The 14,221-nt window shown below is 64.8% G+C and carries 10 protein-coding genes; 7 read left to right on the plus strand and 3 right to left on the minus strand.

Translation table 11 applies throughout. The features are described 5' to 3' along the window. Nucleotides 1-272: 272 nt before the first annotated feature. Nucleotides 273-1,511 carry a peptidase T gene (pepT, locus tag BMZ97_RS10785; RefSeq protein WP_092168297.1) on the minus strand — a complete coding sequence of 413 codons (1,239 nt, stop codon included), beginning with the start codon at nucleotides 1,509-1,511 and terminating at the stop codon, nucleotides 273-275. 201 nt (nucleotides 1,512-1,712) lie between these two features. Between pepT and BMZ97_RS10790 the strand changes: the two genes are divergently transcribed. From BMZ97_RS10790 to BMZ97_RS10810, 5 genes are all read left to right on the plus strand, one after another. Continuing rightward, nucleotides 1,713-3,125: an FAD-binding oxidoreductase gene (locus BMZ97_RS10790; RefSeq protein ID WP_092168300.1), complete on the plus strand. Its 1,413-nt coding sequence runs from the start codon at nucleotides 1,713-1,715 to the stop codon at nucleotides 3,123-3,125. Nucleotides 3,126-3,397: 272 nt separating this feature from the next. Next, nucleotides 3,398-4,738 (plus strand): ABC transporter substrate-binding protein, encoded by a 1,341-nt coding sequence (locus BMZ97_RS10795; protein ID WP_092168303.1) that lies wholly within the window; start codon nucleotides 3,398-3,400, stop codon nucleotides 4,736-4,738. A gap of 68 nt (nucleotides 4,739-4,806) precedes the next feature. Further along, the gene (locus BMZ97_RS10800) at nucleotides 4,807-5,760 is read left to right on the plus strand and encodes a carbohydrate ABC transporter permease (RefSeq protein ID WP_092168306.1); all 954 of its coding nucleotides are present in this window, start codon (nucleotides 4,807-4,809) and stop codon (nucleotides 5,758-5,760) included. Between the two features lies 1 nt (nucleotide 5,761). Then, on the plus strand, nucleotides 5,762-6,640 hold the full coding sequence (locus BMZ97_RS10805) for a carbohydrate ABC transporter permease (RefSeq protein WP_092168309.1): 879 nt from the start codon (nucleotides 5,762-5,764) through the stop codon (nucleotides 6,638-6,640). A 216-nt stretch (nucleotides 6,641-6,856) separates the two neighbouring features. Further along, the gene (locus tag BMZ97_RS10810; RefSeq protein WP_092168312.1) at nucleotides 6,857-7,519 is read left to right on the plus strand and encodes a GntR family transcriptional regulator; all 663 of its coding nucleotides are present in this window, start codon (nucleotides 6,857-6,859) and stop codon (nucleotides 7,517-7,519) included. Nucleotides 7,520-7,602: 83 nt separating this feature from the next. Here BMZ97_RS10810 and BMZ97_RS10815 read toward each other — a convergent pair whose 3' ends face one another. Continuing rightward, nucleotides 7,603-8,475: an undecaprenyl-diphosphate phosphatase gene (locus BMZ97_RS10815; protein ID WP_092168315.1), complete on the minus strand. Its 873-nt coding sequence runs from the start codon at nucleotides 8,473-8,475 to the stop codon at nucleotides 7,603-7,605. A 342-nt stretch (nucleotides 8,476-8,817) separates the two neighbouring features. On the opposite strand from BMZ97_RS10815, the gene BMZ97_RS10820 reads away from it, so the two are divergent. After that, nucleotides 8,818-10,161, plus strand: a complete 1,344-nt coding sequence (locus BMZ97_RS10820; protein ID WP_092168318.1) for a hemolysin family protein — start codon at nucleotides 8,818-8,820, stop codon at nucleotides 10,159-10,161. 95 nt (nucleotides 10,162-10,256) lie between these two features. Here the strand turns inward: BMZ97_RS10820 and BMZ97_RS10825 are convergent, their stop codons facing one another. Further along, complete coding sequence (locus BMZ97_RS10825; protein WP_348272107.1) at nucleotides 10,257-11,561, minus strand: glucosamine inositolphosphorylceramide transferase family protein; 1,305 nt, start codon at nucleotides 11,559-11,561, stop codon at nucleotides 10,257-10,259. Nucleotides 11,562-12,028: 467 nt separating this feature from the next. Here BMZ97_RS10825 and BMZ97_RS10830 point away from each other — a divergent pair, with 467 nt between their 5' ends. Then, nucleotides 12,029-14,221, plus strand: a complete 2,193-nt coding sequence (locus BMZ97_RS10830; protein ID WP_092168324.1) for a GumC family protein — start codon at nucleotides 12,029-12,031, stop codon at nucleotides 14,219-14,221.

Genomic DNA, 14,221 nt, shown 5'->3' on the forward strand with positions numbered 1-14,221 from the left:
GATTGATTCCAATTGCTTCCGACCATTTCGCACGGTGTCTGAACGACTTCGCCGCGCCTTATTTTCGAAGAGCGACGGTGCTTGATTTTAAGATCCGCACCTAATTCTGGAACGAAATTCAAAAATTACTGCGATAAAACGGCTATATAAGCAGAAGATCCGCCTTCTACAGATCATCCGCTCGCCATCGAGAAGGCTTTTGGAAACACAGCCTTCATCCTGAAGAACGCGCGGGCAGCCCTATCGAACTCGCCCCCACGCCCTGGGGAATGTCAGACCTTACCGACCTGCTGCGCCGCCAAGCTGCAGATCATGCGAGCGACCTCGAAGGACTTCTCGAAGGCCGGGACGGGTAGGAACTCGAAGCGCGAGTGGAAATTATAGGCGCCGGTGAAGAAGTTCGGCGTCGGCAACCCCTTGGCCGAGAGCGCCGCGCCATCCGTCCCACCCCGCATCGGGATCAGCTTCGGCTCGATCCGCAGCGCCGCCAGCGCCGCGAAGAGCAGGTCGACCGAGCGACGGTCATCGCCCAGGCTGTCATGGATATTGCCGTAGGTGTCGCTCACCTGGCAATCGACGCGGCCTTTCGGATATTGCGCAGCGATCAGCGCCGCAACCTCGCCAAGGCGCGCCTTGCGCTGCTCGAACGAGGCCTTGTCGAAATCGCGGATCATCACCCGCAAACGCGCCTCGCTGACATTGGCGACGATGTCGTGGAACCAGATATAGCCTTCACGGCCCTCGGTATGCTCGGGCGTCTGCGCGCGGTCGAACTGGCTGATGAAGTCGTGCGCCATCAGCAGCGGGTTCACCAGGACATTCTTCGCCGACATCGGGTGAGCGCTGACGCCGGTGAAGATGAGGTCGGCGGCCGCGGCATTGAAATTCTCGATCACGACCTCGCCGAGCTCGCAGCAATCGATAGTATAGGCGAAATCGCAGTCGAACCGGGCAAGGTCCAAGGCCTTGGCGCCGCGCAGGCCGATTTCCTCATCCGGGACGAAGGCGACCAGGATGTCGCCATGCGCGTCCTCGGGACGCAGATTGGCAAGCAGCGTCATGATCACCGCGATCGCGGCCTTGTTGTCGGCTCCGAGCACGCTCGTACCGTCGCTCGCGATGATATCCGAGCCGACCCAGGGGCGGATCTCAGGATGCTCCGCCACGCGCAGCCAGATGTCCTCTTGCTGGTTCAGGCAAAGATCCTCGCCATCGAAGCGCAGGATCTGCGGGTGGATTACGGGCGACAGGCCGGAATCGACCGTGTCGACATGCGCGATGAAGCCGATTCTCGGCGCGCCCGGCCGCGTGCCGGGCTTCCGTGCCGTGACGGTGGCGTGATCATCGATGACGACCTTCTCCAGCCCGAGCGCACGCAGTTCCTCCGCCAGCAAGGTGGCCATACGCTGCTGGCCCGGCGTGCTCGGCAAGGCCGTAGCTTTGGCGTCGCTCTGACTCTCCACCGCCAGATAGCGGAAGAACCGCTCGATCAGTTGCGCGCGAATGCTCATCCTGCCTCCGTCCGGCCATTGAGGCGTTCTCCATCGCCTCCGTCACAGCGACCCTATCGCAATGACGGGCACGAGGTAGCGCCGGAAAGGCGGGCCGCGCCCTCGCTGGCCGCATTCGCCGCAAGGGCGTGACCGCCCCTTGACCTGCGTCATCACGACTCATAGAAGACTGTACCTTACATACAAGATGGCGGTTTCGCTATGCATGCGATGAACCAACCCCGTCGCGCGGAGGATGCGCTCGAGGATTTGAAGGCCGGGCTTGGGGCGCATGCCGTCCTGACCGGGGCCGATGTTCCTGCGCGCAACTGCAACGATTGGAGCGCCCAGCTCCCTCGCCGGCCCCTGGCCGTCGTGCGACCGGTTGATGCAACAGGTGTTTCCCGGGCGGTCGCCGCATGCCGTGCGGCGGGCCTGCCTTTCGTGCCGCAAGGCGGCATGACCGGGCTATGCGGTGGCGCCACGCCCGAGGCGGGCTGGGTCGCGATCTCGCTCGAGCGCATGACCGGCATCGAAGAGATCGATACAGCCAGCGCCACGATGACGGTGAAGGCCGGCACGCCGCTGGAGGTGATCCAGAACGCGGCTGATGCCGCCGGCTTCCTCTTCCCGCTCGATCTCGGCTCGCGTGGCTCCTGCGCCATCGGCGGCAATCTCTCGACCAATGCCGGCGGCAACAGGGTCATTCGCTACGGCATGACGCGCGACCTCGTACTCGGGCTCGAGGTCGTGCTCGCCGACGGCACGATCGTCACCAATCTGAACAAGCTGCTCAAGAACAATGCCGGCTATGACCTGAAGCACCTATTCATCGGCTCGGAAGGCACGCTCGGCATCATCACCCGCGTCGTGCTGCGACTGTTCCCCAAGCCGCGCTCGACCATGGCCGCGCTCTGCGCGCTTGCCGACTACGACGCGGTGGTGACGCTGCTGGGCGAAGCCCGCAACGGCCTCGGCTCGAACCTCTCGGCCTTCGAGGTGATGTGGCCGGATTACTGGCAGGTCGTCACCGAGCGCGTCGGCGTGCGCGCTCCGGTCCGCAGCGGCCATGGCTGCTATGTGCTGGTCGAGACACATGGCTCGGACGAGGTGGCCGACGGTGCGCGTTTCCAGGCCTGGCTCGAAGGCATGATGGAGCGCGGCATCCTCGCTGACGCGGCAGTCGCGCAATCCCATGCCCAGACGCAGGCGTTCTGGGCGGTCCGCGATGCCTGCGCCGAATTCGGCCAGGTTCTGGGCCCGCATGTCTCCTATGATATCGGCCTCGTGGTGGCGCGCATGGACGCCTTCGCGACGCGCTGCAAGGCCGCGCTGAGCGCCGGCATCCCCGGCTGCGAGAGCGTCTATTACGGCCATATCGGCGACGGAAACCTGCATCTCGTCGCCTGGGTGCCGGGGCTTGCCATCGAGCAGCAGCCGAAGGCTGCGATGGACGCGATCATCTACGGTCTCGTCCGTGAACTCGGTGGCAGCATCTCGGCCGAACACGGCATCGGCACCCTGAAGAAGCCATGGCTCGGCCATGCCCGCAGCGAGCCGGAAATCGCGCTGATGCGGACGCTGAAGACAGCGCTCGACCCCGACAATCTGCTCAATCCCGGCAAGGTGATCTAGAGCGTTTTCGAGCGAAGTGGAGACCGGTTCGCGTGAAGAAAATGATTTAAAAACAAATCGATAGAGCGATTGAACGATCCAGTTGGATCGGAAACTGCTCTAGCGCGCAGTGCAGGAGCAGGCGGGGGGCGTCGCCGGGACGATGCCCAGGCCTCCGGAAGAAGACATTTCATCGCCTCGGGGGCGTGCCGCCGGCAGGCGATGTGAGCCGAGATCAAGAAGGCCGCGCAAGACGGCCGCGACACCGCATCAATGATCACAAGGAGGAAACCATGACCCATTTTTCCAGACGCGAGACCCTGAAACTTGGAGGCGCGGCAATGCTGGCCTCCGGCGGCCTGATCGGCGGCGCCCGCGCAGCGATTCCCGTTGCGGACGTCGCGGCGCCAGATTTCAAGCTTGAGAAGGGCGCGACCCTGCGCGTGTTGCGGCCGGCCAAGTTCGTGCCCGCCGACGAGACCCTGTTCAACGAGAACACCAAGGCCTTCACCGCCAAGACCGGCATCCCGGTGCGGGTCGACTACCAGGCTTGGGAGGATCTGCGGCCGCAGACGGCAGTCAGCGCCAACACCGGCGTCGGCGCCGACGTGGTCATCGGCTGGGCCGATGATCCGCATCTCTATTCCGACAAGCTGCTCGAACTCTCCGACGTCGCCGAATATCTCGGCAAGAAATATGGCGGTTGGTATCCGCTCTCGGAGCGGATCGGCAAGAAGTTCGGCACCAACAACTGGATCGCCATCCCGCTCGGCGGTTCGGGCGGCCCCGCGGTCTATCGTGAATCCTGGGTCAAGGAGGCTGGCTTCGACGGCATTCCGAAGGAGCTCGACGGTTTCCTGAAGCTCTGCCAGCAACTGCAGAAGAACAAGCACCCGGCCGGCTTCGCGCTCGGCCACGCTGTGGGCGACGCCAATTCCTACGCGCACTGGCTGCTCTGGAGCCATGGCGGCTCGGTCGTCGACGAGGGCGGCAAGGTCACGATGAATTCGAAGGAGACCGTGGCGGCGCTGAAATACGCCAAGGCTCTGTACGAGACCTTCATTCCCGGCACACAATCCTGGCAGGATCCCTCGAACAACAAGGCGATGCTCGCTGGCGAGATCGGCCTGACCCAGAACGGCGTCTCGGTCTACTACGCCTTCAAGAATTCGCAGGATCCCAAGATCGCAGCGCTCGCCGCCGACGTCACCCATGCGCCGATGCCGATCGGCCCGGTCGGGCGCGGCACCGAGACGGCGCTCGTCGTCAACTCGATGGTTTTCAAATACACGAAGTTCCCGAACGCGGCGAAGGCCTATCTGACCTTCCTGATGGAAGCCGAGCAATACGACAAATGGCTCACCGGCTCGGCCGGCTACTGGGCCCATCCCCTCGCGGCCTATGAGAAGAGCGCTGTCTGGGCCAGCGATCCCAAGATCGCCGCCTATCGCGACACCATGAAGAACTCGCTCTGGTACGGCTACAAGGGGCCGATCGGCGATGCCTCCGCTGCCGTCGTCGCCGATTATGTCACCGTCGACATGTTCGCCTCGGTCTGTTCCGGCGCTGAGACGCCGGAAAGCGCGGCAGCCGAAGGCGCACGCCGCGCCGCCCGCTACTACAAAAAGGGCTGAGACGCCGGTCCCTCGAACCTGCGGCCGCACTGGCCGCGGGGCCATTCCTTCGTTGCCCGAGGCGCCCGATGACGTTGACTTCGCCCGCATATGCGGCCCGGCCAGCTGGTGACAACTGGCTGGTCAGGCTGTTCGACTGGAAGCCCTTCCTGATCGTGATCTGCCTGACGCCGGCTTTGGGCCTGCTCCTGGTCTTCCTGACCTATCCGCTCGGGCTGGGCTTCTGGCTCGCTTTCACCGACGCCAAGATCGGGCGTTCCGGACAGTTCATCGGGCTGGAGAACTTCGTCTCGCTGTTCAGCGACCGGATCTTCTGGCTCTCGGTCACGAATACGCTGTTCTACACGCTGGTGGCGACGGCCGGGAAATTCGTGCTCGGCCTCTGGCTCGCGCTGCTGCTCAACGACAATGTCCGCTTCAAATCGCTGATTCGGGCGATCGTGCTGATACCCTGGATCGTGCCGACCGTGCTCTCGGCAATGGCGTTCTGGTGGATCTACGATCCGCAGTTCTCGATCATCTCCTACACGGCCAAAGACGTTCTGGGGCTGCGTGAGAGCAATATCGACTTCCTGGGCACGCCCTGGGCGGCACGCTTCTCGCTGATCGCAGCCAATATCTGGCGCGGCATCCCCTTCGTCGCCATCAGCCTCCTGGCCGGGCTGCAGACGATCTCGCCCTCACTCTATGAGGCGGCGATGCTCGACGGGGCGACATCCTGGCAACGCTTCCGCCATGTCACCGTGCCGCTGCTGATGCCGGTTCTGGCGGTGGTGCTGACCTTCTCCGTCCTGTTCACCTTCTCGGATTTCCAGCTCGTTTATGCGATCACGCGCGGTGGCCCGAACAACGCGACGCATCTGATGGCGACGTTGGCATTCCAGCGCGGCATCCCCGGCGGCCAACTTGGCGAAGGGGCCGCGATCGGGGTCGCGATGATCCCGTTCCTGATCGCGGCGACGCTGCTGAGCTATCTCGGCCTGTCACGCCAGACCTGGCAGCAAGGATCGGACAAGAACTGACATGGCCCAGACCTCCGACACCGAACGCAGCGGCGCGATCTCCTGGGATTCGAGCCTGCGCCGCCTGATGACGCTGCAGCTCCCGCTGGCGCTGTTCATCGTCGTGCTGCTGTTCCCGTTCTACTGGATGACGCTGACGACCTTCAAACCCAACGAGGAGCTGTTCGACTACAAGACCTACAACCCCTTCCTCATCCATTCGCCGACGCTGCAGAACGTCAAGAAGCTGCTCTTCGACACCGATTATCCGCAGTGGCTGATGACGACGATGGGGGTCGCTGTCGCTGCGACGGCGCTGTCGCTGTTTGCCAGCGTGCTCGCCGCCTATGCGATCCAGCGGCTGCGCTTCAAGGGCTCGGAATGGGTCGGGCTCGGTATCTACCTGGCCTATCTGGTGCCGCCCTCGATCCTGTTCATCCCGCTGGCGACAGTGGTCTTCCAGCTCGGCCTCTACGACACGCCTTTCGCGCTGATCTTGACCTACCCGACCTTCCTGGTGCCGTTCTGTACTTGGCTCCTGATCGGCTACTTCAAGTCGATCCCCTATGAGCTTGAGGAATGCGCCATGATCGACGGCGCCACGCGCCTGCAGATCCTGCGCAAGGTCACCTTGCCGCTGGCGATTCCCGGCCTGATCTCGGCCGGCATCTTCGCCTTCACACTGTCCTGGAACGAATTCATCTACGCGCTCGCCTTCATCCAGTCCTCGGAGAAGAAGACGGTGCCCGTCGCGGTCCTGACCCAGCTCGTCCAGGGCGACGACTACCAATGGGGAGCGCTGATGGCCGGGGCGCTGTTCGGCTCCATCCCGGTCGCGATTTTCTATTCCTTCTTTGTCGACTACTACGTGTCGAGCATGACTGGTGCGGTGAAGGAATAGGGCTTCCGCGCGGAGATCAGCTCAGAGCAGGATGCGAAAACGTGGGAACCGGTTTTTCACATTGATCCTGCTCTCGCTCTTGGATGAGAGCCGAGCGTTTTCGAGCGAAGTGGACACCGGTTCGCGTGAAGAAAACGCGTTAAAGTAAAGGGCCGGAGCTGTTGAACGATTCAATGGGATCGGAAACGGCTCTGGCCCCAGGCAGGAAGACGGCTCGTGAAGTCCTTCAAGCTCGATTCGCCGAAATCCCTGGCGCAGAAGGTCATCCTGCGCCTTCGCCAGGCGATCATCGAAGGTGAGCTCCCGCTCGGTGCCTTCATTGCCGAGGAAATGCTGGCGCAGTCCTTCGGCGTCAGCCGGACCCCAGTGCGCGAGGCGCTCAACCAGCTTCAGTTGCAGGGGCTGGTGGTGATCAAGCCGCAGGTCGGCAGCTTCGTCTTCAGCCCCGATGCCGAGGACATCGCTACGATCTGCCAGTTCCGGATCATCCTCGAGCCCAAGGCGGCCGAGCTCGCCTATCACCGCGACCGCAACAGTGTCGTCACCGAGATCGAGACGGCGATCGCCGGGATGGAACAGGCGCTGAAGGCCAAGGACAACGTCGCCTATGGCCGTGCCGACACGGCCCTGCACGAGGCCTTCTTCAACCATTGCGGCAATCGCTATCTGCAGGAATCCTACCGGCTCGTGGCCGGGCGCGTCGCGGCGCTGCGAACCAATCTGAGTTCGCCAATCGACGTCCAAACGCCACTCTCCTTCGAGGAGCACCGCGCCATCCTCGGCTTCTTCCAGGCCGGCGACTTCGCCGGCTTCACCAGCCTGATGACCGCGCATATCGCCAATTCCGGCCAGACCTATGCGAAGGCGCTCTTGGGCTGAGAGATCTTGGGCTGAGAGATCTTGGGCTGACGGGTCTTGGGCTGACGGGTCTTGGACTGAGGAGCGAGCCTTCGCCTCAACCGCTAATGCAGCCAGCCCGCAGCGACTCCGACGAGGAGCAGGATGCCCATGCAGCCGCGATAGAGGACGAACGGCCAGCTCGACATGCGTTCCAGAAAGCGCATCAGCCCCCAGACCGCGGCAAATGACGCCAGCGAACCGGCGACGAGGCCCACCAGCAGCAGAGCCACGGCATGAGCGTCGATGCCGGCCCTGGCGAGCTCGACCGCCTCCTTGAGCCCCGCCAGCGCGATCGCCGGCAGGCCGATCAGGAAGGACAGGCGCGCGGCTTCAGCGCGTTTGAAGCCCAGCCCCAGCGCCGCGGTCAGCGTCGATCCCGAGCGGGACACGCCGGGGATCAGCGCACCGACCTGGGCGAGGCCAACCAGGAGGAAATCCCGAAGCCTGGCCTGCTCGACGCTGCGGTCATGACGGGCCAGCCATTCGGCCAGGGCCAGGAGCAGCGCCATCACGATCGAACTGGCGCCGATCACCCAGAGTGAGCGCAGGGGCGAGCCGCAGGCATTGAGCAGCGGCGCGAGCAGCACGCCCGCGACGACGATTGGGATCGTCGCCAGCACGATGCCAACCGCCAGCCCGAAGTGCGGCCCGCCGGTCTCGCGACGCCTCAGCGCGAGCCAGGACCCGGTCGCAATCTCGCTGACGTCGCGCCGGAAATAGGTCACCACGGCGGCAAGCGCCGCCAATTGCATCAGCGCCGAGAAGGCCGATCCCGGATCAGGCCAGCCCAGCACGGCCGGGACAACGCGCATATGCGCCGTCGAGGAGATCGGCAGCAATTCGCTGACGCCCTGCACGAGGCCCAGAACGACCATCTGCCCGAAATTCAACGCGGCGAACCCGGTATCGATACCAGCCGAACATGCACCCGCCATCGCCAAGGCTCTCCATCCAGAACGTGCTGTCTCCTATACACTCACAACGAGGATGTCCCTCAATGCAGCGTTGTCCGAAGGCGCCGATGCTAGCCTGGCGCGCTGCGGCCGCCTGAAACCCGGATCGGCTGTCAGGCTGAAAATGGCAGCGTTCCCAACGTCTTGCGACAGCCTTCCAGGCGTATCCGAATAATAATCGCTCCGTGCCAAGAGCCATCGGGCTCGGGCGAAGCATCGCCCCAGCTCGATTGCCGCATAAGTGGTCACATGCATCGGGCAAAGCCGTGCTATACGGGAAACTCCAGCAATAGTCCGTGGCGGACTGCCGCCCAAAAGGAGACCATGTCTAGTTCCGATGGCAGTATGCCCGATCTGATCGGGATACTCGCCGTACTTGTTCTCGTTGCCGCGAACGGCTTTTTTGTCGCAGCGGAATTTTCCCTCGTCGCCGTCCGCCGCAGCCGCGTGACCGAACTGGTCAATGCCGGCAGGACCAACGCCAGCGCCCTGAAGCGGGCCGTCGACAACCTCGACGCCAATCTCGCGGCCACCCAGCTCGGCATCACGATTTCGTCCCTGGCGCTCGGCTGGATCGGCGAACCGGCGCTCGCCCATCTGATCATGCCTCTGCTGAACGCGCTGCCCGGATCCCTGGCGACGGCCACCTCCCATGCGATCGCGGTCGCGATCTCCTTCATCATCATCACCACGCTGCATATCGTGCTGGGCGAACTCGCCCCCAAGAGCCTTGCCCTCCAGCGCAGCGAAGGTACTGCGCTCTGGGTCGTGCGCCCCCTCGGCTTGTTCCTGTTCCTGCTCCGGCCGGCGATCATCGCGCTCAACGGCCTCGGCAGTCTCCTGCTGCGGCTATGCGGCCTGCAGCCAGGTACGGGCGAGGATGCGCTGCATTCGCCCGAGGAGCTCAAGCTCCTGATCCAGGCCAGCCAGGAAGCCGGCATCCTCCAGCAGACGCAGCAGGAGGTCGTCGAACGCGTCCTCAATATCGGCGACCGCCGCATCGGCGACATCATGACGCCGCGCCGCGACATCGAGTGGATCGACGCCAATGAGAGCCCGGCCGAGATTCTGCGCACCATCCGCACCTGCCGCCACGAGCAGCTCCTGGTCGGGCGCGGCGATGTCGACGAACCCCTGGGCATGATCCTGAAGAAGGACCTGCTCGACCAGGTGCTCGACGGCAAGGCGCTCGACCCGATGGCTGTCATCCGCGAGCCCGTGATCGTTCACGAAAGCGTGTCGATTTTCCGCGTGCTCGACCAGTTCAAGAAAGCCCCGGTCCGCCTCGCCATCGTCATCGACGAATATGGCAGCCTGGAGGGGATCGTCACCCAGACGGACCTGCTCGAGGCCATCGCCGGCGACCTGTCGGATGCGGAAGGCGAAGGGCCGGACATCGTCGAGCGGGAGGACGGCTCGCTGCTGCTCGACGGCGCGATGCTGGCGCACGACGCCTTCGCCCGTCTCGGCTTCCGGCCTGGATCGGTGGAGGGCGATTTTCATACCATCGCCGGGTTCGCCCTGTTCCAGCTCGGCCGGCTTCCGGAGGCCGGCGAGCATTTCGACTATGAGGGCTGGCGCTTCGAGATCGTCGATATGGACGGCAAGCGGATCGACAAGCTGCTCGCGCGGCGCAGCACCCTGCCTGCCGCCTCCGCGATCCCCTGAGACGCGACCGCGCCACGCAGACACCGGCTCCGGAGCCCACGCTTCACCGCCACATCGATGGGACAGCTCAGGCGGGGGCTCCCCCGGCCGCACGCTCAGGCGGCCGCCCCCTTCACCCAGCGCGGCGAGAGCGCCGATCCATCGATGAATTCCAGCCCGCCGGCGCTGTTGAGCGTGTGGAGCCGGCGGCCCTGCCATTGCGGACCTGGCGTCAGGATGGTCTCGACCGTCTGCTCGAACGCCTCGGCATCGAGGCGCAGGACGCGCGCGATACCGAGCGCGGCGCCGTAACCGCCCCGGCAATCCTGCACAGGCCGCAGCAAGATGCCGTCGCGCTGCACCATGCGGCCCGCCGGACGGGCCGAGGCGATGTCGATCAGCACCGGGTTGCGCGGATGCGGCGTCCAGGGACCGCGGAAATCGGGCGCCGACCAGAGGTGCAGCGCATCCGAAAAGGCGCCCCCGCCCTCGCGCACCGTGGCGAACAGCCACCAGCATCCGCCATGCTCGACGAGCGTGGCGTCGCTGGCCGCTATCCCCGAGAGCAGGGTCGCCTCCTTAACCCAGCCACCGGGAAACGCCGTGGCGCGGTAAAGATCCACCGTTCCGGCGGTGTAGCTCTCAGGCACCATCCAGTACTGCCCCTCGCGCTCGAACACGAACGGGTATGACAGATGCCCCGGCTGCTCCAGGACCGGCTCCGGGCGGCCGATCGGACCGTCCGGCCCGAAGGCAACAGCGGAGATGACGCCCTTGCCGAGCCGATGCTCGTAATCCTCGACGAAGAGCGTGACCCTTCCCTCCCGCACGATCGGGAACGGATCGGCATAGAAGCGCCTGCCGTCATCGGGCAGATCATGCCAGCCCTCATCGGGATGACGGCGCAGGTCGATCAGGTCGCCCGCGCCTTCGAGCCTTCGCCAGCCAATGCGCCAATGCGGCGCGTTGTAGCAGAGATGGTAGAGCTTGCGCGCGACCTTGCGCGCCACCTGCTCGGCGGCCAGGGTCGGCAGGCGCGCAGAGGACAGCCTGAACAGTGTCTGCGAAGGCCGTGCACCCGGCGGCAGGAGCGGCAGGGCCGGGCTCGCAGCGCCCGCCAGCGCGGCCACGATCAAGGTGGAGACGCGCGCGAGGATATCCTCGAACGAGGCGACTGCGATGCCGCCATATTCGGTTCCGAGGCGGCCGGCGGCAACGACCACATTGCCTTCGACGACCTCGGCCAACGGGGTGCGCCCGTCGAGGATCAGCGCGAGCAACGCCATCTCCCCCGCCACTCCATCGAAGATCAGTCGCCAGACCCGGCCCTTGCCCGCATGCTCGTCGCCGCACAGGTCCAGCGTCAGGTCGGCCGGGGCCGACGTCAGCCGCGAGAACGGCGCCAGGGCGGAATGAGGCACCAGCTGGGCCGGCCCGGACCGCGACAGGCCATGGATCAATGTTTCAAGTTGGAACAGGCTCTCGATGCTGGGAGGAGGGGCGATCTGTCCCAATACGGGATCAACCTCCACCTCCAGACCTGGCCGGCTGGCCAGGCGTTCGAGCAGAAGAACGTGCCAGCGACGGAGACGGTGGCCATCCAAGCGGACTTTTACACGCATATCGTCGACCTCTTCATGCGAAGATGAAGCTTTTCCGCGTACATTCAGCTCAAGAACTCAAACCCGCACGCGAAAAGATACTTCCATATCCCTCAACGACAACCGGACGATCGTCGCTCATCTTCATGTGGAAAGGCAAGGCTCATGCCTGGATCGGCTGAGCGCTCAGGCATGGAAAAGTAATTTTTAAGCAGATCCGTGGCAGTCATCTTGCACAACCGCCGTGCCGCTTCAGCGGCGCCATGTTGCATGCTTGAGAATGAGAAATGCCCAGCTTGGTTCCAACCACGGCTCAGCAGTATCCAACGGCGGACTTACGTTCTGTCATCGCACCCGCCCAGCTGGGTGACGGAACAGTAGAGGTTGCGGATCTATGGCGTATCCTGTGGCATCGGAGATTGCTCATTCTTGGGGCCGCCGCGCTTTTGACGATCGGGGCGCTGCTTTACGGCCTGCTCACGCCCTCGCTCTACACTGCGACCGCCCAGATCCTGGTCGATCCGCGCGACAGGCAGGTCGTCAGCAATGATGTGAATCCAAGCTCCGTGTCACCGGACGGGGGCGTCACACAGGTGGAAAGCCAGGTCAGCGTCGTCCAGTCCGGCGGCGTGCTGCTGCGAGCCATCGCGGCGACGGACCTGACCAATGACTCGGAGTTCAACGGCAGCGGCCTGATAAACCGCGTGACCGACTTCTTCGACAATCTGTTCAGCAGCCCCTCGCCTGATCAGGCCCTGAGCGATACATCAGCCAAGACCTTGAACGCCCTGCGTCGCCGCCTCGCCGTCAAGCGCGCCGACAAGGTTCTGGTCATCGATGTCGTCGTCACGGCCAAGAGCCCCGACAAGGCTGCGCGCCTCGCCAACGCCATCGCCGACGCCTATCTGGCCGACCAGGCTAATGCGCGCGCCAAGGCCGCCCGCGACGCCTCGGATTCCTTGAGCGCCGGCCTCGCCGAGCAGCGCAAGCGCGTGGAAGAGGCCGAGAACGCGGTCGAGCAATACAAAGCCGCAAACAACATGGTGATGGCGACCGGCCGGCTCGTCAGTGAGCAGCAGCTCACGGATCTCAGCAATCAACTCTCGAACGCGCAGAACCGCGCGGCCGCGCTCAAGGCGCAGATCGACCAGATCGCCCAGCAACGCAAGGCCGGCGGCGCCGCCGACGCCACTGCGGAGGCGATGCAATCCACCGTCGTGTCCAAGCTGCGCGAGCAGGAAGGCGTATTGGTGGAACGCGCCACGAGCCTGGAATCCCAGCTCGGCCCGCGCCACCCCGCCATCGCCACCGTGCGGGATCAACTGCGCAACATCCGCCAATTGATCAGCGCCGAACTGGACCGGGTGGCGAAGGCCGCCCGCGCCGATTACGACAGGGCGGTAGCCAATGAGCGCGCGCTCTCGACCAAGCTCGACAGCCTGAAGAGCCAGTCCTTGTCGACCGACCAGGCCTCGGTACGCCTGCGTGAGCTCCAGCGCGACCTCGAAGCCGTCCGCTCCGTCTACGCCAATTACCTCCAGCGCGCTCGGGAGACCCACGAACAGGCGAATGTCGACAGCACGAATGCCCGCGTCATCACGCGAGCCTTGCGAGCGCAGCAGCGGAGCTGGCCGCCGCTTGCCCTGCTGCTCGCCGGGGCCTTCTTCGGAGGGCTGGGCCTCGGCGCCGGCATCGCGCTCGTGGCCGAATACGTTTCGCCGACCGTGCTGTCGAGCGGGCAGATCCAGTCGGTCACCGGCGCGCCCGTCATCGGCATCGTGCCCGCGGACAAGCGCCTCGCGCGCCGCCAATCCTTGTTCCAGCGGCTCAGGAAGAAGGAGCCGGACACCCAGGATGACGGCCTTCCGGCAGAGGGGAACAGTGCGCGGACCGAGGCCGTCATCGGCCTGGCGCTGCGCCGGCTCTTCGATGTTGCCTCGCCCGCGCGGGCACAGAATGCGGTTCGCAGCGTCCTGCTGACATCGAGCACGGAGGACGACGCCGAACGCGTCAGGGTCAGCCGGCTCCTGGCCGCCGCCGCCGCGATGCGGGGCGAGCGCGTGCTGCTGATCGACGCGAATGTCGCCCGCAACCAGCAAAGCCCCCGGCCCGGCCTGCTCGAAGTGCTGCGCGGGGAATGCCCGCTCGACGCAGTGGTGCACGCCAGCGTCGGCATCAGCATCGCGCTGATGGGCAAGGGGCGTCACCAAGCGGTTTTCCAGGAAAGCATCGGAAGCGCCTTCGCCAGGCGGATGCTGGCGCAGGCCCGGCAGAACTTCGATCTCGTCGTCCTTGACGGCGGCGCCGCGGCCGAGAATCTGAAAGCCGCCCCGCTCGTGGCCGCCGTCGACGAGCTGGTGCTCGTCGCCCAGCTCACCGTCACCCCACAACGCAACGTCACCGCGACCACGCAGGCCGTGGCGATCATGGGACGCGCCATTACGGCTGTCCTGCTGGTCGACCCGTTGGCGCAGGCTTGA

Source organism: Allobosea sp. OK403, assembly GCF_900113835.1.
Taxonomy (GTDB): domain Bacteria; phylum Pseudomonadota; class Alphaproteobacteria; order Rhizobiales; family Beijerinckiaceae; genus Allobosea.

What these genes read in the sequence shown, in the direction of transcription:
- BMZ97_RS10805 (WP_092168309.1), top strand. Translation starts at nt 5,762, where the DNA reads ATGGCCCAGACCTCCGACACCGAACGCAGCGGCGCGATCTCCTGGGAT.
- BMZ97_RS10790 (WP_092168300.1), top strand. Translation starts at nt 1,713, where the DNA reads ATGCATGCGATGAACCAACCCCGTCGCGCGGAGGATGCGCTCGAGGAT.
- BMZ97_RS10800 (WP_092168306.1), top strand. Translation starts at nt 4,807, where the DNA reads ATGACGTTGACTTCGCCCGCATATGCGGCCCGGCCAGCTGGTGACAAC.
- pepT (WP_092168297.1), bottom strand. Translation starts at nt 1,511, where the DNA reads ATGAGCATTCGCGCGCAACTGATCGAGCGGTTCTTCCGCTATCTGGCG.
- BMZ97_RS10830 (WP_092168324.1), top strand. Translation starts at nt 12,029, where the DNA reads ATGCCCAGCTTGGTTCCAACCACGGCTCAGCAGTATCCAACGGCGGAC.
- BMZ97_RS10815 (WP_092168315.1), bottom strand. Translation starts at nt 8,475, where the DNA reads ATGGCGGGTGCATGTTCGGCTGGTATCGATACCGGGTTCGCCGCGTTG.
- BMZ97_RS10795 (WP_092168303.1), top strand. Translation starts at nt 3,398, where the DNA reads ATGACCCATTTTTCCAGACGCGAGACCCTGAAACTTGGAGGCGCGGCA.
- BMZ97_RS10820 (WP_092168318.1), top strand. Translation starts at nt 8,818, where the DNA reads ATGTCTAGTTCCGATGGCAGTATGCCCGATCTGATCGGGATACTCGCC.